Here is an 18,265-nt window from a genome sequence, read left to right as displayed (position 1 = left end):
GGCGATGTGGTTCCTGGCCGCAAGCATCGTCCTTTTTGGCCCTCTGCTTCTCGCAGCTGCCCTGCTGTTGTATCGGGAACGGCGTCTGCCGGGGTCGTTGGCCGCGCGGCTATGGCTTCGCCCGATGAATGGCGGCGACTGGCTCTGGGCTGTTGGAGGGCTGGCGGCCGTCGGCGTGCTGACCGGCGGCATCGGCGGCGCGCTCCGGATGCTGCAAGACGGGGCGAATTTCAATCCCTCGTTCATGGCTTTCGAGCCGCTCGGTCCCGGCCGCTACTGGATCCTCGGCGCGTGGCTTCCGTTTTTTGTGCTGAACATCGTTGGGGAAGAGTTTGTCTGGCGGGGGTTCGCGCTGCCGCGGCAAGAGATTGCTTTCGGCAGGCGAGCCTGGCTGGTCAATGGGATCCTGTGGTTGCTGTTCCACGCTGCCTTCCCCTGGCAAGTCCTGTTGACCCTTGTGCCGATCACGTTGCTGCTGCCCTATGTCGTCCAGCGGCGGCGCAGCACATGGGCCGGGATCGTTATCCACGCCGGGTTCGGAGCGATGGGCTTCCTGGTCCTGGCATTCGGGCTTGCTTAGCGCCCCCGACCTGCACCGGGCGGTCGCGAAACGGCTGCAGACGGCAAGGTGTTAGAACTATTGGCGACTTCTTTGGATGGTGAGTAAAACAATGTCATTAAAAAATATGGTTGTTAAGTTCACGTCAACGGAGGATACAAGTATAAGTTTGGTCAATAAAATTGAGTCTAACTTAGGTGACAATTTTGGTTACGACGGTTTTATACAAGAAACAATAGAGATTCTTGCTAGATATAGGCCTGGTGGTGGAGAATTTCTTTTTGACGTCGAGTTTGTTAGAAAGCGACTGATTGAGACAATGTCGTATTTGGAAAGAAAGTCTCCAATGTAAACAGCCTGATAGACGTTGCGAATATTTCAGCAGAAAAGTTTTCCAACACAATCTGTGTTGGCGTGCAGTCGAAGGCTGCAGATAAAACGTTGTCTGAATTACGGTGACAATGCACTTTTTTGCTGTGGTCGCTATCGCCGTGTAGACTGACCGTATGGCTCGAGTTGCATTGCTGCGTCGCCGAAATCGGCATCTGGGCGTAGTGCCCGATGCAGAACCGTGTGCGGCTGATCCTGATGTCGGCCGGGCCAAAGCCTGAGGCGCGCTTGCCAAAATGCACCGTACGTCCGACACCCGAAAGCGTTACGAATGTCAAAGGAGAACCGGCTGTCATCGTAGGCGGGACTGTTCGATTTGCCTGAAAGGCCGATAGTATCGGTTGGCCGGTCGGCAGCGACGCATTTTTAGACCGGATTGCCGAGCAAACCGGATAAGCTGTGAAACAGGAAAGACACGGCTGCCGGGAAAGGAAAAGTGCACTGTCACCGTAATTCTTATGTGAGTCTGGGGCCGGATGGTCCTGTCACTACGGGGACGACGGCGACGTTGGCGGGTGTGTGGAGAGGCTTTGATTTTGGTGGGCGTGTTGACCTGTCGCCCGATCCTGTGGGGGCGAAAGATGGTGACGATACTGAAGTGGATTGCCATCGCTGTACTTGGGCTGCTGGCATTGATGCATGCGGCACTGACTGCTTCACTGATCTGGCACATGTTCCGCTACGATGTACCCGGAGCTTGGATTGGGGAGCCCGAATTAGTCAGGCAATACCTGATTCCGCTGGCTTCCATTTTTGGTCTCTTGATACTGATGCGATACGCCAAGCCGACCGAAAGAAAGGCGTGCATCGCAGTTCTCGCTGCCGTTACTGTGTCCTTTGCGCTGTTTCTATTGTTGCATTTAACCGGTCGATTGACGATCAAATAGAGAGGACACCTGGGGCCCGCGCAGCGATTTTTGGCTGTTCTGCATGCTGATTTTTGCCTCTGATAGTGCTTCGCGCGGGTAGAATTTTGCGTTCGCGGCCTGCAAATTTTGTCATCGAATCCGGTTTGCGCGCACGAAATTTGGGCTCTCGCGGACAGTGGATTTTGCTCTTTCTCCGCTGCTTTTTTGTGTCGCTGTTTTGCTGCCCTGAGTGAACTTCCGTGAATTACGGTGACAGTGCACTTTTATCGCGTTCGCCCAGCTGATGCCTCAGTCTTGCGGCTTCACCACATCGACCGGACTGATGTCGAGCAGGTCGAGCGTGCGGCGCAACAGCTGCATCTCGCTCCCGGCAAGTTGCGAATCGGCCTTGGCGATCTCGGCCATGTGGCGGGCAAGCAGCTTGCGCCGCTCGACGTCGAGGTCGCGAAACTGGGCGACGGCCTGCGAGCCGTTGGTCTCGTAGCCGAACTCGTTGAGATATTCGATAACGCTGTCGATGCTGGTTTCGGGAATGCCGAAGGCGTCCCGGCAGATACGCCTGAAGGCGGTCATTTCGCTTTCGCTGACCGACCCATCGGCCAGGATCATGCGGAACAGCATCAGCAGCTCTGCCGACAGCACCGGATCGTCCGCGACTTTGCGCACGCCGGGATCGCCGTCGAAGATCGAGCGTATCTGGTCCAGCAATCCCATCGCCGTCAGCCCCTTCCGATTCGTCGGGAAGGTAGCGCGGAATCGGCTTGGCGCAAACGGGGTGCGCATGGTGGAACCCGCCATATTCTGTCGCCGGAAACTGCCGGCCAATCCGGCAAGCCGGCTGCGTGGGCTCATTGGTGTGTGACCGCGCGACTGATACTATGCCGCTGTACGAATCATGTTGAGGAGGGACCGAACATGAATCTTAGTGCGCCTACCCAGCTTATTTTCATCATATCCCTTGTCATCGCCATCATCGGCGTTCTCGCCGCGCTTGGCGTTCTTGCGTTTATCCCTTTGAATGCCGCGTGGATTGTCGTCATCGCCTACATTGTGCTGGCCGCCGGCTGCCTGATGCGCGGCGCTTAAACACGTCCAGACAATTCAGAATCTCAGGCAACTCGGAGCGCCCGGCAAAAAGCGGGGCGCTTTTGATTCTGCAGGATGGTCTGTTAGAATTCCTGGACGAGGGAAAGCACATGCCCGCCAGCGAAGACGGCAGCCCCCACGACAGAACAGGGCTCGATCGGTTCGAGATGGTGCGGCGCGCGCCCAGTCATCGGCTTCAGGGCGCCGTCACCGACATATGCGGCTTTCGCGAAACCATGCCAGGCCATTTCCGTGTCGTCGAATATGCCTCGCTGACCGTGCCGCTGGTCATCAGCTTTGCCGAACCCTTTGCCATCGGGCTCGGCAAGGACCCAAGCGACAATGACCGCTTCGGCAGTTTTGCCGCCGGCCTCTACGCCGGGCCGGTGGTGATCGAATCCTTCGGCGGCGCCTGTTGTGTGCAGATCAATTTCACGCCGCTCGGCGCCCGTCGCTTCTTCGGCCGGCCGATGAGCGAGCTGACCGACCGCATGGTCGGGCTCGATGACGTGCTTGGCGTTGAAGGCATCGCGCTTCGCGAAAGGCTTGGCAATGCACCGGATTGGAGCACACGCTTTGCCATCTCCGAGGCCTTCGTCGCGGACCGGTTGGCAACGGCGGACCGCACTCAAGCCGAAATAGCCTGGGCCTACCAGACGATCGTCACGACAGGTGGCCGGATTCGCGTCTCATTGCTTGCCAACAAGCTGGGTTGGAGCCGCAAGCATCTTGCCGGAAAATTTTCGGACGCGATCGGAACCGGCCCAAAAACGCTGTCGCGCATTGTCCGCTTCAACCATGCGCTCGGCCTGTCGAGACAGGTCAACAGCGATTGGGCCGACATCGCCGCCGACTGCGGCTATGCCGATCAGGCGCATCTGGTGCGCGAGTTCCGCGACCTCGCAGGCATAACGCCGACGGCGCTTGGCGCGAGGTAACATTTCTTCAAGACGCACGACCGGCCTTCGCCCAGACTGGGTTATCGACCAACCCGCTGAAGGAGATCAGCCATGCCGAACACCACCGAACCACCGCGGCTTTATCCGGCGCTGCGCTACAGGAATGCCGGCAAGATGATCGACTGGCTGGGCGAGGCCTTCGGCTTCAGCGTCCGCGCCCGCTATGGCGAAGGCGACGTGGTGCACCACGCCGAACTCGCATTCGGCTCCTCGATCATCATGCTCGGCACGGCGCGCGATGACGCCTACGGCAAGATGGTCGGTGCGCCCGGCTCTGGCGGCGGTACATCGATCTATGTTGCCGTCGAGGACGCAGACGCCGCATACGCTCGGGCAAAAACGGCCGGCGCCGAGATTCTGGAAGAACTCACCGACCGCGATTATGGCAGCCGCGAATTCATCTGCCGCGATCCGGAAGGCAATGTCTGGTCGTTCGGCACCTACTGGCCGAAGGCTGACGAAGCTGCCAGCTAACGCGCCAGCCCAAAGATGGCGTCGCAGTCGAGGTGGGTTTCCAGCTCGGCTGCGATCTCGTCCAGTGCCCGTTCGACCTCGGCGCGGTAGTCGATGCCGCCGCCCTTGACGCCGAGGCTTTCGAGGAATTTCGCCCGGAAGGCATCGGCGGAAAACAGCCCGTGCATATAGGTGCCTAATACCTTGCCGTCGACCGAGATAGCGCCGTCATCGATGCCGTTGATAACGGCGGACGGCCGCAGCATATCCGGACCGGTGGTGCGGCCGAGATGGATCTCGTAGCCCTCGAGCGGCAGATCGAATTGCACCGAGCGCGCGCTGACGTTGCGCACCGTCTTTTCCGGCTCCATCACCGTTTCGACGTCGAGCAGCCCGAGGCCTTGCGTCTCGGTAGCGCTGCCCTCGACGCCGTCGGGATCGCGCACGATATGACCGAGCATCTGGAAGCCGCCGCAAATGCCGACGATATGGCCACCGCGTTTCCTGTGCGCGGCAAGGTCGCGGTCCCAGCCGTTCTCGCGGAATTTCAGGAGATCGCCGATCGTCGACTTCGAGCCGGGAATGACCACCAGACCTGCATCCTGCGGCAGGCGCTGGCCAGGCGGCACGAACACCACCTCGACCTGCGGTTCGGCCTTGAGCGGGTCGAGGTCGTCGAAATTGGCGATGCGCGAGAGCACCGGCACGGCGATCTTCAGCGCGCGCTTCTCGCCGGACGACAGCCGTTCGAGCACGACGGAGTCTTCCGACGGCAGCCGCGCCGCCGCCTTCAGCCACGGCACGACGCCAAAACAGCGCCAGCCGGTGAATTTTTCGATCGCCTCGATGCCATCGTCGAACAGCGAGATATCGCCGCGGAACTTGTTGATGAGATAGCCGACGATCATGCGGCGGTCCTCGTCCGGCAGGATCAGGTGGGTGCCCGCGACCGAGGCGATGACGCCGCCGCGATCGATATCGCCGACCAGGATCACCGGCACGCCGGCGCGCGTCGCAAAGCCCATATTGGCAATGTCGCGGCTCCTGAGATTGATTTCGGCCGGCGATCCCGCGCCCTCGACAATGACCAGATCGGCGCCCTCGCCAACCTTTGCCCAGGAGTCCAGCACCGCATCCATAAGCCGGCCCTTCAGCGCCTGGTAGTCGCGCGCCCGCGCCTCGCCGAACACCTTGCCCTGCACGACGACTTGAGCGCCGACATCGGTCTGCGGCTTGAGCAGCACCGGGTTCATGTGGATGGTGGGCGGCACGCCGCAGGCGATCGCCTGCAGCCATTGGGCGCGGCCGATCTCACCGCCGCCTGAAACGCCGGGAATATCGGCGACGGCCGCGTTGTTCGACATGTTCTGCGGCTTGAACGGCCGCACTTTCAAGCCACGCTTCTTCGCCGCGCGGCAGAGGCCGGCGACGAGCACCGTCTTGCCGACATCCGAACCCGTGCCCTGCAGCATGATCGCCTTGGCCATATCAGCCCCTGCCCTGCGCAACGGTTCCGGTGATCGTCGACTTGGCCGCCAGTGGCCCACCGCGCCAGAGATAGAGCGCCAACAGCGGCTCCCTGCAGGTGCGCATGGCGTGGCTGACGTCAGAGGCATGGTGGATCACCTCGCCCGCCGATCGAAGGTGAAAACCGCCATCGCCCATGCGCCATTCGGCGCCGCCGGTCAGCGGGATGTAGATCTCCTCCGCGACGTGGTGGTGATCGGGGTAGACGATGTCGGGTCCAAGGATCAGCAGACCGCCGGCGACCTCTTCATTGACGAAATGGCCGCGTGTGCCGAACACCTCCAGCCAGCCGTAATTCTCCATGAAAATCCTGCCGAAATCCGCTTCACCATAGGTCTGGCCCCAGCGCAGATCGCCGCGACGCCCCGCAACCAGCCGCGCCAGCGGCTTGGCCGCAGCGGGAGCGAGTTCGACGATCCGGTCGAGCTGGACGAGACAAGGCAGTGCATGCGGCTCGAGCGGCCGGGCCGGCATGTCCCAGCCGATCCGGGCCACGGCGTCGCGCACCAGCGCATCGTCGAACGTCTGGAGATAGGCATGGAAGCGTCCAAGCAGTTCGTCGAAATTTGTCGTCACACTTTGCTCCAAAGCGCATCCGCGCACAGCGGCTGAGCAGACGGTCGGGTTGCGCGGCGGCATCATTGGTCTAGATTGGACTGAGCGCAAAGCCAAAAACGACAGGCCAGAAGGCCGGAAACATCAGGGAGCACGCCATGGACGCCGCTGTCGATGCGGGCACCAGCCAGTTCGAACTCAACGAGGACCAGCGCGCCATCCAGGAGATGGCCGAGGCCTTCGCCGCCGACCGTGTGGCGCCGAACGCACTCGACTGGGATCGCAACAAATATTTCCCCGCCGATGTGATCCGCGAGACAGGCCCTCTCGGCCTTGGCGGCATCTATGTCCGCGACGATGTCGGCGGCTCGGGACTCGGCCGGCTCGACGCCGTGCTGATCTTCGAGGCGCTTTCGCGCGCCGATCCGGCGTTTTCCGCCTTCATCTCGATCCACAACATGGTGGCATCGATGATCGACCGCTTCGGCAGCGACGAACAGCGCCGGCGCTTCCTGCCCAAACTGACCTCGATGGAATGGCTGGCCAGCTATTGCCTGACCGAGCCGGGTTCGGGCTCGGATGCGGCGGCGCTGAAGACGCGCGCGACAAAGAGCGGGGGCGACTATGTGCTGAACGGCGCCAAGCAGTTCATCTCCGGCGCCGGCGACAGCGACCTCTATGTCGTTATGGCGCGCACCGGGGCCGACGGGCCAAAAGGCATTTCCACCTTCGTCGTGCCGAACGATGCGCCGGGCCTTTCCTTCGGCGCCAACGAGCACAAGATGGGCTGGCACATGCAGTCGACCCGCCAGGTCGTTTTCGAGGATTGCAAGGTGCCGGCGGAAAACCTGCTCTCAGTCGAAGGCGCCGGCTTCGGCATCGCCATGGCCGGGCTTGACGGCGGCCGGTTGAACATCGCCGCCTGCTCGCTCGGCGGCGCGCAATCGGCACTCGACAGGGCGCTCGCCTACACCGCCGAGCGCAAGGCTTTCGGCTCGAAGATCAACCAGTTCCAGGCGCTGCAGTTCAAGCTCGCCGACATGGAGACCGAACTGCAGGCAGCGCGCATCTTTCTCTACACCGCCGCTTCGAAGCTCGACCGCAAGGCACCGGATGCCTCGAAATGGTCGGCTATGGCCAAGCGCTTCGTCACCGACACCGGCTTCAACGTTGCCAACGACGCGCTGCAACTGCATGGCGGCTACGGCTATCTGCACGATTACGGCATCGAGAAGCTAGTGCGCGACCTGCGCGTCCACCAAATCCTCGAAGGCACCAACGAGATCATGCGCGTCATCATCGCTCGCGCCCTGATCGGACGGTAAGGCAGTAGGCAGAAAGATGACCGCCAAGATCAAGGGCATCAGAAAAATGCTTCGCCAACTTATTAGCAAACTTGCGCCCGAATAGGTCGCCTACTGCCTACTGCCTACTGCCTACTGCCTACTGCCTACTGCCTACTGCCTACTGCCTACCCAAACCACGGAGTGCCATTATGACCACCATCGCCTTCATCGGCCTCGGCAATATGGGCAATCCGATGGCCGCCAACCTGGTCAAGGCCGGGTATGCCGTGCACGGCTTCGACCTGGTGCCGGAGAACCTCGTCATCGCCAGGGAGCACGGCGTCGTCATCATGGCCAATGCCGTTGCAGCGGTGAAGGATGCCGATGCGGTCATTACCATGCTGCCGGCCGGCAAGCATGTGCTGTCGGTTTACGCGGACATCGCGGCCAAGGCGAAAAAAGGCGCGCTGTTCATCGATTCCTCGACCATCGACGTCGAGTCGGCCCGAAAGGCCCATGCCATCGCCACCAAGCACGGGTTGCTGACGATCGACGCGCCGGTCTCCGGCGGCACGGGCGGTGCGGCGGCCGGCACGCTGACCTTCATGGCCGGCGGTTCGAAGGACGCCTTCGCCAAGGCCGAACCAATCCTCAAGCCGATGGCCGGCCGCATCGTTCATTGCGGCGACGATGGCGCCGGACAGGCGGCGAAGATCTGCAACAACATGATTTTGGGCATTTCGATGATCGGCGTTGCCGAGGCCTTCGTGCTGGCGGAAAAGCTCGGCCTGTCGCACCAGGCGCTGTTCGATGTCGCCTCGACCTCGTCCGGCCAGTGCTGGTCGCTGACCACTTACTGCCCGGTGCCCGGCCCGGTGCCGACATCGCCCGCCAACAATGGCTATAAGCCTGGCTTCGCAGCGGCACTGATGCTGAAGGACCTGAAACTGTCGCAGGAGGCCGCGCAGAGCGCCGGTGCGGTAACGCCGCTCGCCGCCGAGGCAGCCCAGCTCTATGCGCTGTTCAATGCACAAGGCAACGCCGGCGCGGATTTTTCCGGCATCATAAATTTCCTGCGCGGTGCCACGGGGTAAACTCCGAATTTCATCGTTTTTTCGATATCCTGATGCGGAAAGCTGGCAAGTTTAGGTTTGCTTAAGCTCTTGCTAACCTTGCAGTAACGATGTGCGTTTAAAACGGATTGCGAGGCGGACATCCGCCCGGCGCTCCGGATCAGGTCTCGCGTACCGGAGCCCGCAAGTTTCGCCGTAAGTTTCGCAAGTGTTTTGTTGGCGAAGCGCCATGCGTATCTGGCAAAGCCGCGCTCCGATGGAGCGCGGTTTTTGCGTTTCGGACTCTTCAAGGACAGTGAGACGATCGCCCTGGCGCGACTCCAGATGATCGTCAGCCTCGTGGCGGCGGTCCTGACCTACGTTGACGACCGGCGCGTCAGCTGCGCTACTTGCGTGCGAGCAAGACGTGAGCCTCTTGGGGGAATATCAGCTCCCCTCCAGTTGAATAGATTGCCAGCGAAGAACTTAGATCAGCCGTGATCGCTGCGATGACTGCGTCCCGATGTCCGGCCTCCATTCCGCTGACCAGCCCAGCCTGCGGAGTCGCTGCCAACTGTAATCGCACATATTGCTTTGACGAGGGGAACCGGATGTTCTGTGTCGTCGTGTGGATGGTCACCTGACGAAATCCCGCCCCGGCCACCAATCGGTAAAGCTCGTCCGCATCGGCGAGTGAATGCTCGGACCGTTTCGTTGCCGAAGCGCCGGGACCGAGGTGTCGATCCAAGGCATCCGCCAACGCCTTGGCCGCGGGAGTGTGCTCGATGGCGCTGAAAACGTTTAAGACCAGTCGGCCGTCAGGCACCAGAACCCGGAACATCTCACGTAGCGCACTCGATCGGTCCGGAAAAAACTGCAGTCCGAGCTGGCAAAGAACCAAATCAAAGGTGGAGTCAGGGAACGGCATTTCGAGCGCGCTTCCCTCGTGCCAGTCGATATGCGGTCCAGCACCTCTCGGGAGCGAGCGAGCAACGGCAAGCATGCCCGTGTTGATGTCGAGGCCGACGACCTGCCCATTTCCCATACGCTCGGCCGCCGAGCGTGCCACCACGCCGGTGCCGCAAGCTACGTCCAGAATCCGCTCACCAGATTGAGGTGCAGCACGATCCAAAAGGTCGGCAGCCCACTGGGCTGTGATTGCCGGAACCAGGTAGCGCTCGTAGAGTTCCGCAGCGCTGCCTTCCAGCTGCCACTGCTCTTGCTGGGCCATAGCGTCCCTCCCGGACCAGCCGTTCGGGCAACGGGCCGATCGGCGCTTCAAGCAGCCATCTTAAAGCACGTGTCTATCAACTAGCAACCGGACCGGGAAACATGGATACAGTGCAGATCGCTAGGACGATCCGCCCGCCACCCTAATGACACCTTTACTGCTGCTCGTTTCCATCGACGAGACGAATGGCAACATTCCACCCACAGCCGAATCCAAACCGAGGCACCATCGCCTTTCGGATCACTTGTTGAAGTCGACAGGACACGCCCCGCCATTTCCACCGGGCGGGCTCGAAGCTTGAAGGCAACTCGGTTGCAGACATAGTCTCGAAGACTATTTCGTTAAAGGCTATATGGCCGCACGAATCTCTTCACATATTGAGGTCCCGCAATGGCGCACGAGCCTCGAAAAAGACCATTATTCCGCAAGCTCGATAATCATCTATTACGCGTGAGCGATCTCGATGCAGCCGTATCGTTCTATGGGGATCGGCTCGGTCATGCCCTCGTTTGGCGGGACGATGAAGCCGCTGGCTTTGCGCTGCCGGAAACCGATGCGGAACTGGTTGTCCATCTTCATATCGGTCCCGAGACCGATATCCTGGTCGATAACGTGGACGACGCGTTTGAGGAATTCTTGGCCGCCGGCGGTGAGGCTGTGCAACCGCCATTCGAGATCGCGGTCGGACGGTGCGCCCGTGTCCGCGATCCTTTCGGCAACATAGTTGTGATCTTGGACCAATCGAAAGGGATGTTGGTCACTGACGCTAAGGGGCACGTCATCGGTGTCAAGGCGGGCCAGTGATCACGCGTGGTCGTCTATACCGCCAACAGCCTCGCCTGGCGAACGCTTCGCCATAAAGCGGCATTCAATCTCCGGGCGCCCGATTACCCGGGCGCCCGGCGATCGTTCCATCTTACCGCTTGCGCAAATCTGCCTCGGCCAGGTCGAGCGCCCTGCCGATGCGGTCGCAGGCCATGTCGATCGTCTCGCGCGTCCAGATCAGCGGCGGCGACAGGATCATCGTGTCGCCGGTGGCGCGCAGCATCATGCCCCGGGCAATCGCGTAGTCGCGAACCATCACCGCCGCGCTGCCGGCCGGCAGGAAGCGCTCCTTGGTTGCCTTGTCCTTGACGATCTCGATCGCTCCCATCAGCCCGAACGAGCGCACCTCGCCGACCAGATCGTGCCCACCGAGACGTTCCTGCAGCGCCCTGGCGAAGTAAGGCCCGGTATCGTTCCTGACGCGCTCGACCAAGCCTTCGCGCTCGATGATCTCGAGGTTCTTCAGCGCCACCGCGCAGGCCACCGGATGCCCGGCATAGGTGTAGCCGTGATAGAATTCGCCGCCCTTTTCGACCAGCGTCGCCGCGATGCGGTCGCCGACCAGCAGCGCCGACAGCGGCTGATAGCCAGAGGTCAGCGCCTTGGCCGTGGTGATGATGTCGGGCTCGACATCGAAGGCTTGTGCGGCGAACCACTCGCCGGTGCGGCCATAGCCGGTAATGACCTCGTCCAGCATCAGCAGGACATCGTATTTGCGGCAAATGCGCTGCACTTCCGGCCAATAGCCCATCGGCGGGATCTTCACCCCGCCTGCCCCCATCACCGGCTCGCCGATGAAGGCGGCCACCTTATCGGCGCCGGCTTCGAGGATCGCCTCCTCGACCGCTTTCGCCGCGCGCAGGCCGAAATCATGGTCGCTTTCGCCGGGCAGTGCCAGTTCATAGGCGTAGGGCATCATCACGTGGACGATGTTGGGCACGGCGCCGCCGAGCTGCTTGTGCATGAGATCCATGCCGCCGAGCGAGGCGCCGGCGATGGTCGAGCCGTGGTAGCCCATCTTGCGCGAGATGATGCGGTTCTTCTCGGGTCGGCCTTCAAGCACCCAATAGTGGCGAACAAGACGCAGCGCCGTGTCGTTGGCCTCCGAACCGGACGAGCCGTAGAACACCTGGTTGATATGCTTCGGCGCGATCTCCGCCAGTTTCTTGGCAAGCAGAACCGGCGTCGGCGTCGAGCATTTGAAGAAGGAGTTGTAGTAGGGCAATTCCTTCATCTGGGCGTAGGCGGCGTCGGCCAACTCGTCGCGGCCATAGCCGACATTGACGCACCACAGCCCGGCCATGCCGTCGAGGATTTCCGTCCCTTCGGAATCGTAGATGAACGGCCCGTTGGCGTGGGTGATGATGCGCGAGCCGGTCTCGCGCATCTCCTTGTGGTCGGTGAACGGATGAAGGTGATGCGCGGCATCAATCTGCTGAAGCTGCTTCAGCGAATAATTCTGGTAGGTCATGTCTGGTCTTTCCTCTTGAACCAATCCGGCAGCTTTCGCGCCGGGGCGGATTCGTCAGAGGACAGCGGGCGGCGAATAGCCGATGCGGGCGCAGAGCCGCAACAGCTCGGCGCGAAGCGTGCGCGACGACGGCGTCACCGCCACCCCAAATGCGCAACCCGATTTCGCCAGCCGAGCCATGCATGTACCTTAGGCTGCCTCGAGCCCTCAGTTCAAGCCGTGCCGGTCAAGCGACGCCGGTCAATTGGTGCCAGTCAGGGCCCGCTGCAGGAAGACGTACTTCATCGCCGCCTGTGCGGCCTGCGGCCGCCGATCGCCGCGTCCACCATGGCCGCCCTCGGTCTCCTCGAAGAACAGCGTCTTGCCGTGGCCGGCCGCCTGCAGCCGTGCCGCCATCTTGCGGGCATGCCCGGGATGGACGCGATCGTCGGCGGTCGAGGTCGTCAGCAACACTGGCGGATAGGCTGCATCCGTGTCTACATGCTGGTAGGGCGAATAGGCGGCGAGCCAGGCTGCCTCTTCCGGTTTCGCCGGATCGCCATACTCGGCCATCCACGACGCGCCGGGCGGCAGCTCGGTGTAACGCAGCATATCGAGCAGCGGCACGTCGATGATCACCGCGCCGAATAATTCCGGGCGCTGCGTCAGCGAGACGCCGGTCAGCAAGCCACCATTCGATCCGCCCTGGATGCCCAGCGTGGCGGGCGTAGCGATGCCGCGTTTGACCAGATCTTGCGCGACCGCAGCGAAATCGTCGAAGGCATTCTGGCGATTGGCCTTGAGCGCGGCCTGATGCCAGTTCGGGCCGAACTCGCCACCGCCGCGGATGTTGGCCTGCACATAGGCATTGCCCTTCTCCAGCCACAGCCTGCCGCGCACGCCGGCATAGCCGGGCAACAGCGGCACTTCAAAGCCACCATAGCCGTAAAGCAATGTCGGCACGGGTCCATCCAAGTCGCGCCGCCTGACCACGAAGTACGGGATCATCGTGCCATCCTTCGAGCGTGCCTCGAACTGTTCGGAGACCAGGGACGACGCGTCGAAGCGCGCCGGCTGCGATTTCACCGGTGCCAGCGTCGCGGCATTGTCGTCCGACCAGATGATCGAGCTCGGCGTCAGGAAATCGGTGAAGGAAAAGGAGACGCTGGAGCCGAAATGCTCGGCATGGCTGATGCCGACATTGCCGTTTTCGGGCAATGCAACGGGCTTGAACTCCCAGCCGCCGCCGCTGCGCTCGCCGGCGATGACCTTGCCGCGCACATTGTCCATCAAATTGATGAACAGCCGGTCCTGCGTGCGGGCAATGCCGGCAATCGAGACGCGGTGCGCCGGCTCGAGCACGGTATCGATGGATCCGAATAGCCCGGTTTCGATCCAGCGCTCGAAATCGAGTGAATAGAGCCCGTCGGGCTTGCACAGCGTGCCGTCCGGCGCCGTCCACGGGGTACGCACGCCGAAGACGAGCTGGCCCTTGAACAGCGCTGTATCGGTGACGTCGTCCGGCAGCGGGATGCGCCTGTTTTCGCCCGATGGCAGCCGCAGGAAACTGTGCGAGGCGAAGAAGTCGAGGGTCCGGGCGAGGAAGACATGGCGTTTGTCGCCGTCGAATTCGACGGACCCGCCGGCTGCGAGATCCTGCTTCAGCGCCTCGAAGATCGGCATCGCCTCGTCCAGTGGCGTGCCGCGCCGCCAAAGCTTGACCACGCGCGGATAACCGGACTGGGTCTTGTCGTTCTCCTCGAAGGCGGCGGAAACGATAACTGCGTCCTCGTCCAGCCAGCTAAAGCTCGATTTCGAGGCAGGAGCCCGAAAACCGCCATCGACGAAGGACCTGCTTTCGATATCGAATTCGCGCATCTCGCTGGCATCGCCGCCATCCGGCGACAGGCTGAGCAGGCAGCGGCTGAAGTCGGGGTAGAGCCGGCTGGCGCCGCTGAACACCCATTTCACTCCCTCTTCCGCCGCCAGACTGTCGAAGTCGATGATCGTCTGCCATTCCGGCTCGTCGGTCTTGTAGGATGCGACCGTGGTGCGCCGCCAGAGGCCGAGTATATTGGTCCGGTCCTGCCAGAAATTATAGACATGGCCGTTGATCGCAGCCCCGACAGCAATATTGTCCTCGGCCGTCATCAGGTCGAGCGCGGTCTGGAACGTTGCCTGATAGGATGGATCACCCTGCAATTCGGCGACCGTGATCTCGTTCTGGCGATGCACCCAGTCGAGCGCTTGCTTGCTGGTCCTGTCCTCCAGCCAGAGGAAGGGGTCTTTTGTCTCGCCGGCTGAACCTGGCTGCTTTTGAGTGATCGGCTCGGTCATGTGGTCTCCAAAATTCGTCAGGCTCGGTGCCACAAACATCGGCATGGCGCTACCGACATTCAACCGGAACACGTAAATACGAATGGTCGGAGATTGCCATGACAACGCTCTCTGCATGGACTGCGAGGAACCTCATGCAACGTCTGTACATTGCGACTGAGAAGTTTGATCCATCCCACGGCACGGGATGGGACAAGTACATGGAGTGGTCGGGCCTCACCCAATTGACAGAGGTCGTCTCTCTCGACGGCATGCTGTGCCCGACCGCACTTGGGGAGATAAAGGATAGCTACTGGCCCTACATCGTGAACGAAGATTTCATGCTGGATTTCTTCGTGGATCTGGGGTTTTTGCGTTCGCAATTGACCGATACGAGCAACCTTAACATCCTTGGCGTAATCCGAAGTCCTTCGGCGGATCTGCGCTCATTCGGTTGGGACGAGTTCACCTTCATGGGCTATGATCTGCTCGACAAGAACGTCGACATCAGCGCATTGACCAATTGCGGTGGTTTCCCCGACGTCTTCGCCAACGAAGAGCTATCCTGCGTTGGGCTGATAGACGACTTTGATCGCGCCGTTGAGATTCAGGAATTGCTGCACAAGACGCATCCCGAAGAACGCCACGCCGACTGTGACCTCTGGGCGGTCTTCAGGCGGCAAGACAATTGAGGATCTCAGCATCCGGTCGGAATCTCACACCATCCGCCTTCGAATAACGGTTACAACCGCCAGCGCCAGGCAAATGGCACCGAGCGTCATCGGCAGACCGCCTGCCCCAAGGACATCCATGGCGCTGCCCGCCAGCGGCGGCACGGCGATCCCGCCGACGCCCCACATCAGCGAGAAGGCGGCGTTGCCGGCGACCAGTGCCGAGCCGGTGAACCGCTCGCCGAGCTCGATGATCGACATTGTGTAAATCCCGTAGGAAACCGCGCCCCAGATGAAGACGCATGGCCAGATCAGCGGCGTCTCGATGAGAACCGGCAACAGCACGCATCCGAGCACCGTCACCGAAACACAGATGAACCGCACCAGCCGCGCCGTCAGCCGTTCCGCCAACAAGCCGAGCGGCACCTGCATAGCGATATTGCCGGCGATCATCACTGACAGCAGCGCCGACATGCGCGCTTCGGCGATGCCGTAATGTGTTCCATAGACCGGCAGTAAGGCGAGCACCGCCTGTTCAAAACCGGCGGCCACGACGACCGCCGATAACAACAGCCAAGCCTGCGGCACGAATCCCAGGACCGAAACCCGGTGCCCGCTCTCGTCGACCTTCGGCAGCCGTGCCAGCACAGAGGCTAGGCAGGCGCCGCAAAACAGGAAAGCGCCGATGCCGACCAGAAACGGCGGCCATCCCACGGTGCCGACCGCAAGCAGGCAAAGCGGCCCCGCCGCAAAGCCCGCCGAAATGATCGTCGAATAGATGCCCATGACGCGGCCGCGGCGTTCCGGCGGCGCCAGTGCGATCACCCAGACTTCGCTCAGCACGTAGAGCGGGTTGGTGACGGCGCCGATCAAAAAGCGCAGCGGAAACCACAGATAGACATTTTGCGTCCAGCCGATCAGCGCCAGCACCAGCGCGGAAAGTGCCGCGCAAATAAGCGCGGTGCGCCCTGCCCCGAAACGGCGCGCCAACGCCGGAACGAGCGGCGAAGAGACGATGAAGCCGATCGGCGTCATTGCCGCCGACAGTCCGATCATGGCCGGCGAGACGCCCTGGCGCTGCAGGATGAAGCTCAACAGCGGATAGCTCAGCCCTTGCGCGATGGCGAACACTGAGACGGTGGCGATCACGCCGGTGATCGCCGCCCATTGCACTGTCTCGCCGCTGCTTTGTTCCGCCCGCGCCATGATCCACACCAAATATCGGGCTGCAGCATTAGCGTTTCGGTTCCGTCACAGTAAGCACCGGCAACGAAAACCGCTTGCGCCAGCCGGAACGCGATCAAGAGGCTGACGATCCCGCCGGCTGCCCCCAGGGCATGTCGCTTCCCTCGTCCTAGTGGTCGCCGCCTCCGCAATGGCCGGCCAGCCGGCAGTCCATTATGCCGCCGCATTGCCGCAGCGTACGAGGACTATCATGACCGCCGCCCTTCAGCCCGCCGAACCGGCATTGGCAAACGATCGCGCCCGTCGCGGCGGCCGCGCGGGGAAGCGTGCCGGCGGATCGGCGGCGTTCGAGCAGCCGCCGTTTCGGCAGTTGAAGAACCCGCTGGCGCCGACCCGGCTGGTTTCCGACGACGAGCTGGAATCCATCCACCTCGCCTCTCTGCGCGTGCTCAGGGAAATCGGCGTCGACGTGCTGCATGACGAAGCCCGGCGCATCATGAAGGCGCATGGCGCCGATGTCCGCGAAGGCAGCGAGCGGGTGCGCTTCGACAGTGACATGATCCTGGAACTGGTTGCGCACTGCCCGCCGGAATTCACCATCCACGCCCGCAACCCGGCGCACAACGTGCGCTTCGGCGGCGATAATCTGATCATCTCGATGATGGCGTCGGCGCCCAATTGCTCCGACGTCGACCGCGGCCGCCGGCCGGGCAACCAGCAGGACTACCGCAACTTCCTCAAGCTTGCGCAGATGCACAACATATTGAACTGCACGGGCGGTTATCCGGTCGAGCCGATCGACATCCATCCGTCCGTCCGCCACCTCGAATGCATCCGTGACCTCGCCACGCTGACCGACAAGATGTTCCACATCTATTCGCTCGGCAAGGAACGCAATGTCGACGGCATAGAGATCACCAGGATCGCACGCGGCATCAGTCATGAGCAGCTGCTCGCAGAGCCGTCGGTGTTCACCATCATCAACACCAATTCGCCTCTCAAGCTCGACGTGCCGATGATGGAAGGCATTATCCAGATGTCGAGCAAGGGCCAGGTGGTCATCGTGACGCCGTTCACCCTGTCCGGCGCCATGGCGCCGGTGACGATTGCCGGCGCGCTGGTGCAACAGAATGCCGAGGCGCTGTCCGGCATCGCCTTCGCGCAGATGGTGCGCAAGGGCGCGCCTGTCGGCTACGGCGGCTTCACCTCGAATGTCGACATGAAGTCCGGCGCGCCGGCCTTCGGCACGCCGGAATATATGAAGGCGCAGCTGGTCGGCGGACAGCTCGCCCGCCGCTACAACATCCCCTACCGCACCTCCAACACCTGCGCCGCCAACACGGTCGACGCGCAGGCCGCCTATGAAAGCGTGTTCTCGCTGTGGGGCGCCATCCAGGGCGGCGGCAATCTGATGATGCATGCCGCCGGCTGGCTCGAAGGCGGCCTGCGCTGCTCCTATGAAAAGACCATCCTCGATATAGACCTGTTGCAGATGGTCGCCGAGTTCCTGACGCCGCTCGATCTTTCCGACGAAGCGCTCGGTTTCGACGCCATCCAGTCGGTCGGCCCCGGCGGCCATTTCTTCGGCACCCAGCACACGCAGGACCGCTACAAGACCGCCTTTTACGCGCCAATCATTTCCGACTGGCGCAATTTCGAGAGTTGGGCGGAGGCCGGGTCGCCGACGGCACTCGAAAAGGCCAATCGCGTCTGGAAGGAACGGCTGGCGTCCTATGAAGAGCCTTACATGGATCCGGCGATCCGCGAGGAGCTCAACGCTTTCGTCGACAAGCGCCGGGCCGAAGGCGGCGCGCCGACCGATTTTTGATCATCTGATGAGTAGTCGACCCC

General features: G+C 61.8%; 18 protein-coding genes. 10 read left to right on the top strand and 8 right to left on the bottom strand.

Annotated elements, in window-relative coordinates:
- Nucleotides 1–4 precede the first annotated feature (4 nt).
- Entirely contained in the window at nt 5–580 is a 576-nt protein-coding gene (locus tag NKH13_RS17420) for a CPBP family intramembrane glutamic endopeptidase (RefSeq protein WP_352913276.1), read from the top strand.
- A gap of 899 nt (nt 581–1,479) precedes the next feature.
- A complete protein-coding gene (locus NKH13_RS17415; protein ID WP_352913274.1) occupies nt 1,480–1,836 on the top strand; it encodes a hypothetical protein in 357 nt (118 codons plus the stop codon).
- 270 nt (nt 1,837–2,106) lie between these two features.
- Here the strand turns inward: NKH13_RS17415 and NKH13_RS17410 are convergent, their stop codons facing one another.
- Nucleotides 2,107–2,532 (bottom strand): TerB family tellurite resistance protein, encoded by a 426-nt coding sequence (locus NKH13_RS17410; protein ID WP_352719749.1) that lies wholly within the window; start codon nt 2,530–2,532, stop codon nt 2,107–2,109.
- 201 nt (nt 2,533–2,733) lie between these two features.
- Between NKH13_RS17410 and NKH13_RS17405 the strand changes: the two genes are divergently transcribed.
- The 3 genes from NKH13_RS17405 to NKH13_RS17395 all read left to right on the top strand — a co-directional run bounded on the left by NKH13_RS17405 (nt 2,734) and on the right by NKH13_RS17395 (nt 4,337).
- Entirely contained in the window at nt 2,734–2,904 is a 171-nt protein-coding gene (locus tag NKH13_RS17405; RefSeq protein WP_023676480.1) for a hypothetical protein, read from the top strand.
- A 110-nt stretch (nt 2,905–3,014) separates the two neighbouring features.
- Nucleotides 3,015–3,842, top strand: a complete 828-nt coding sequence (locus NKH13_RS17400; protein WP_352913272.1) for a helix-turn-helix domain-containing protein — start codon at nt 3,015–3,017, stop codon at nt 3,840–3,842.
- A 72-nt stretch (nt 3,843–3,914) separates the two neighbouring features.
- Nucleotides 3,915–4,337, top strand: a complete 423-nt coding sequence (locus tag NKH13_RS17395; protein ID WP_352913271.1) for a VOC family protein — start codon at nt 3,915–3,917, stop codon at nt 4,335–4,337.
- On the opposite strand, the gene NKH13_RS17390 is transcribed toward NKH13_RS17395, so the two are convergent.
- Together NKH13_RS17390 and NKH13_RS17385 are read right to left on the bottom strand one after the other, a co-directional pair.
- Entirely contained in the window at nt 4,334–5,803 is a 1,470-nt protein-coding gene (locus NKH13_RS17390; RefSeq protein ID WP_352913269.1) for a cobyric acid synthase, read from the bottom strand. The genes NKH13_RS17395 and NKH13_RS17390 overlap by 4 nt on opposite strands.
- Before the next feature lies 1 nt (nt 5,804).
- Nucleotides 5,805–6,419, bottom strand: a complete 615-nt coding sequence (locus NKH13_RS17385; protein ID WP_352719656.1) for a dimethylsulfonioproprionate lyase family protein — start codon at nt 6,417–6,419, stop codon at nt 5,805–5,807.
- Between the two features lie 137 nt (nt 6,420–6,556).
- Here NKH13_RS17385 and NKH13_RS17380 point away from each other — a divergent pair, with 137 nt between their 5' ends.
- Nucleotides 6,557–7,723 (top strand): isobutyryl-CoA dehydrogenase, encoded by a 1,167-nt coding sequence (locus NKH13_RS17380; RefSeq protein WP_352913268.1) that lies wholly within the window; start codon nt 6,557–6,559, stop codon nt 7,721–7,723.
- A 170-nt stretch (nt 7,724–7,893) separates the two neighbouring features.
- On the top strand, nt 7,894–8,778 hold the full coding sequence (mmsB, locus tag NKH13_RS17375; RefSeq protein WP_352913266.1) for a 3-hydroxyisobutyrate dehydrogenase: 885 nt from the start codon (nt 7,894–7,896) through the stop codon (nt 8,776–8,778).
- A 364-nt stretch (nt 8,779–9,142) separates the two neighbouring features.
- On the opposite strand, the gene NKH13_RS17370 is transcribed toward mmsB, so the two are convergent.
- A complete protein-coding gene (locus tag NKH13_RS17370) occupies nt 9,143–9,967 on the bottom strand; it encodes a methyltransferase domain-containing protein (protein ID WP_352913264.1) in 825 nt (274 codons plus the stop codon).
- A 390-nt stretch (nt 9,968–10,357) separates the two neighbouring features.
- On the opposite strand from NKH13_RS17370, the gene NKH13_RS17365 reads away from it, so the two are divergent.
- Nucleotides 10,358–10,771, top strand: a complete 414-nt coding sequence (locus NKH13_RS17365; protein WP_156948098.1) for a VOC family protein — start codon at nt 10,358–10,360, stop codon at nt 10,769–10,771.
- 112 nt (nt 10,772–10,883) lie between these two features.
- Here NKH13_RS17365 and NKH13_RS17360 read toward each other — a convergent pair whose 3' ends face one another.
- Genes NKH13_RS17360 through NKH13_RS17350 form a run of 3 tightly spaced genes read right to left on the bottom strand, consistent with a single transcriptional unit; the run spans nt 10,884 to nt 14,579 of the window.
- On the bottom strand, nt 10,884–12,263 hold the full coding sequence (locus NKH13_RS17360; RefSeq protein WP_352913262.1) for an aspartate aminotransferase family protein: 1,380 nt from the start codon (nt 12,261–12,263) through the stop codon (nt 10,884–10,886).
- A 54-nt stretch (nt 12,264–12,317) separates the two neighbouring features.
- On the bottom strand, nt 12,318–12,443 hold the full coding sequence (locus NKH13_RS17355; RefSeq protein ID WP_084641091.1) for a capsid protein: 126 nt from the start codon (nt 12,441–12,443) through the stop codon (nt 12,318–12,320).
- A 60-nt stretch (nt 12,444–12,503) separates the two neighbouring features.
- On the bottom strand, nt 12,504–14,579 hold the full coding sequence (locus NKH13_RS17350; RefSeq protein WP_352913260.1) for a prolyl oligopeptidase family serine peptidase: 2,076 nt from the start codon (nt 14,577–14,579) through the stop codon (nt 12,504–12,506).
- 98 nt (nt 14,580–14,677) lie between these two features.
- Between NKH13_RS17350 and NKH13_RS17345 the strand changes: the two genes are divergently transcribed.
- On the top strand, nt 14,678–15,250 hold the full coding sequence (locus tag NKH13_RS17345; RefSeq protein ID WP_352913258.1) for a hypothetical protein: 573 nt from the start codon (nt 14,678–14,680) through the stop codon (nt 15,248–15,250).
- A gap of 24 nt (nt 15,251–15,274) precedes the next feature.
- Here the strand turns inward: NKH13_RS17345 and NKH13_RS17340 are convergent, their stop codons facing one another.
- A complete protein-coding gene (locus tag NKH13_RS17340) occupies nt 15,275–16,435 on the bottom strand; it encodes an MFS transporter (RefSeq protein ID WP_352913256.1) in 1,161 nt (386 codons plus the stop codon).
- 229 nt (nt 16,436–16,664) lie between these two features.
- Between NKH13_RS17340 and NKH13_RS17335 the strand changes: the two genes are divergently transcribed.
- On the top strand, nt 16,665–18,242 hold the full coding sequence (locus NKH13_RS17335; RefSeq protein ID WP_352719668.1) for a trimethylamine methyltransferase family protein: 1,578 nt from the start codon (nt 16,665–16,667) through the stop codon (nt 18,240–18,242).
- The last annotated feature ends 23 nt before the right edge of the window (nt 18,243–18,265 follow it).

The sequence above is a fragment of the Mesorhizobium sp. M1348 genome, from assembly GCF_040317925.1.
Lineage (GTDB): Bacteria > Pseudomonadota > Alphaproteobacteria > Rhizobiales > Rhizobiaceae > Mesorhizobium.
This window is presented reverse-complemented; position numbering and strand designations above follow the sequence as displayed.

Excerpts from the sequence above, each read along its gene's own strand:
- NKH13_RS17420 (WP_352913276.1), top strand. The coding sequence starts at position 5 with ATGTGGTTCCTGGCCGCAAGCATCGTCCTTTTTGGCCCTCTGCTTCTC.
- NKH13_RS17410 (WP_352719749.1), bottom strand. The coding sequence starts at position 2,532 with ATGGGATTGCTGGACCAGATACGCTCGATCTTCGACGGCGATCCCGGC.
- NKH13_RS17405 (WP_023676480.1), top strand. The coding sequence starts at position 2,734 with ATGAATCTTAGTGCGCCTACCCAGCTTATTTTCATCATATCCCTTGTC.
- NKH13_RS17400 (WP_352913272.1), top strand. The coding sequence starts at position 3,015 with ATGCCCGCCAGCGAAGACGGCAGCCCCCACGACAGAACAGGGCTCGAT.
- NKH13_RS17395 (WP_352913271.1), top strand. The coding sequence starts at position 3,915 with ATGCCGAACACCACCGAACCACCGCGGCTTTATCCGGCGCTGCGCTAC.
- NKH13_RS17390 (WP_352913269.1), bottom strand. The coding sequence starts at position 5,803 with ATGGCCAAGGCGATCATGCTGCAGGGCACGGGTTCGGATGTCGGCAAG.
- NKH13_RS17380 (WP_352913268.1), top strand. The coding sequence starts at position 6,557 with ATGGACGCCGCTGTCGATGCGGGCACCAGCCAGTTCGAACTCAACGAG.
- mmsB (WP_352913266.1), top strand. The coding sequence starts at position 7,894 with ATGACCACCATCGCCTTCATCGGCCTCGGCAATATGGGCAATCCGATG.
- NKH13_RS17370 (WP_352913264.1), bottom strand. The coding sequence starts at position 9,967 with ATGGCCCAGCAAGAGCAGTGGCAGCTGGAAGGCAGCGCTGCGGAACTC.
- NKH13_RS17365 (WP_156948098.1), top strand. The coding sequence starts at position 10,358 with ATGGCGCACGAGCCTCGAAAAAGACCATTATTCCGCAAGCTCGATAAT.
- NKH13_RS17360 (WP_352913262.1), bottom strand. The coding sequence starts at position 12,263 with ATGACCTACCAGAATTATTCGCTGAAGCAGCTTCAGCAGATTGATGCC.
- NKH13_RS17355 (WP_084641091.1), bottom strand. The coding sequence starts at position 12,443 with ATGGCTCGGCTGGCGAAATCGGGTTGCGCATTTGGGGTGGCGGTGACG.
- NKH13_RS17350 (WP_352913260.1), bottom strand. The coding sequence starts at position 14,579 with ATGACCGAGCCGATCACTCAAAAGCAGCCAGGTTCAGCCGGCGAGACA.
- NKH13_RS17345 (WP_352913258.1), top strand. The coding sequence starts at position 14,678 with ATGACAACGCTCTCTGCATGGACTGCGAGGAACCTCATGCAACGTCTG.
- NKH13_RS17340 (WP_352913256.1), bottom strand. The coding sequence starts at position 16,435 with ATGGCGCGGGCGGAACAAAGCAGCGGCGAGACAGTGCAATGGGCGGCG.
- NKH13_RS17335 (WP_352719668.1), top strand. The coding sequence starts at position 16,665 with ATGACCGCCGCCCTTCAGCCCGCCGAACCGGCATTGGCAAACGATCGC.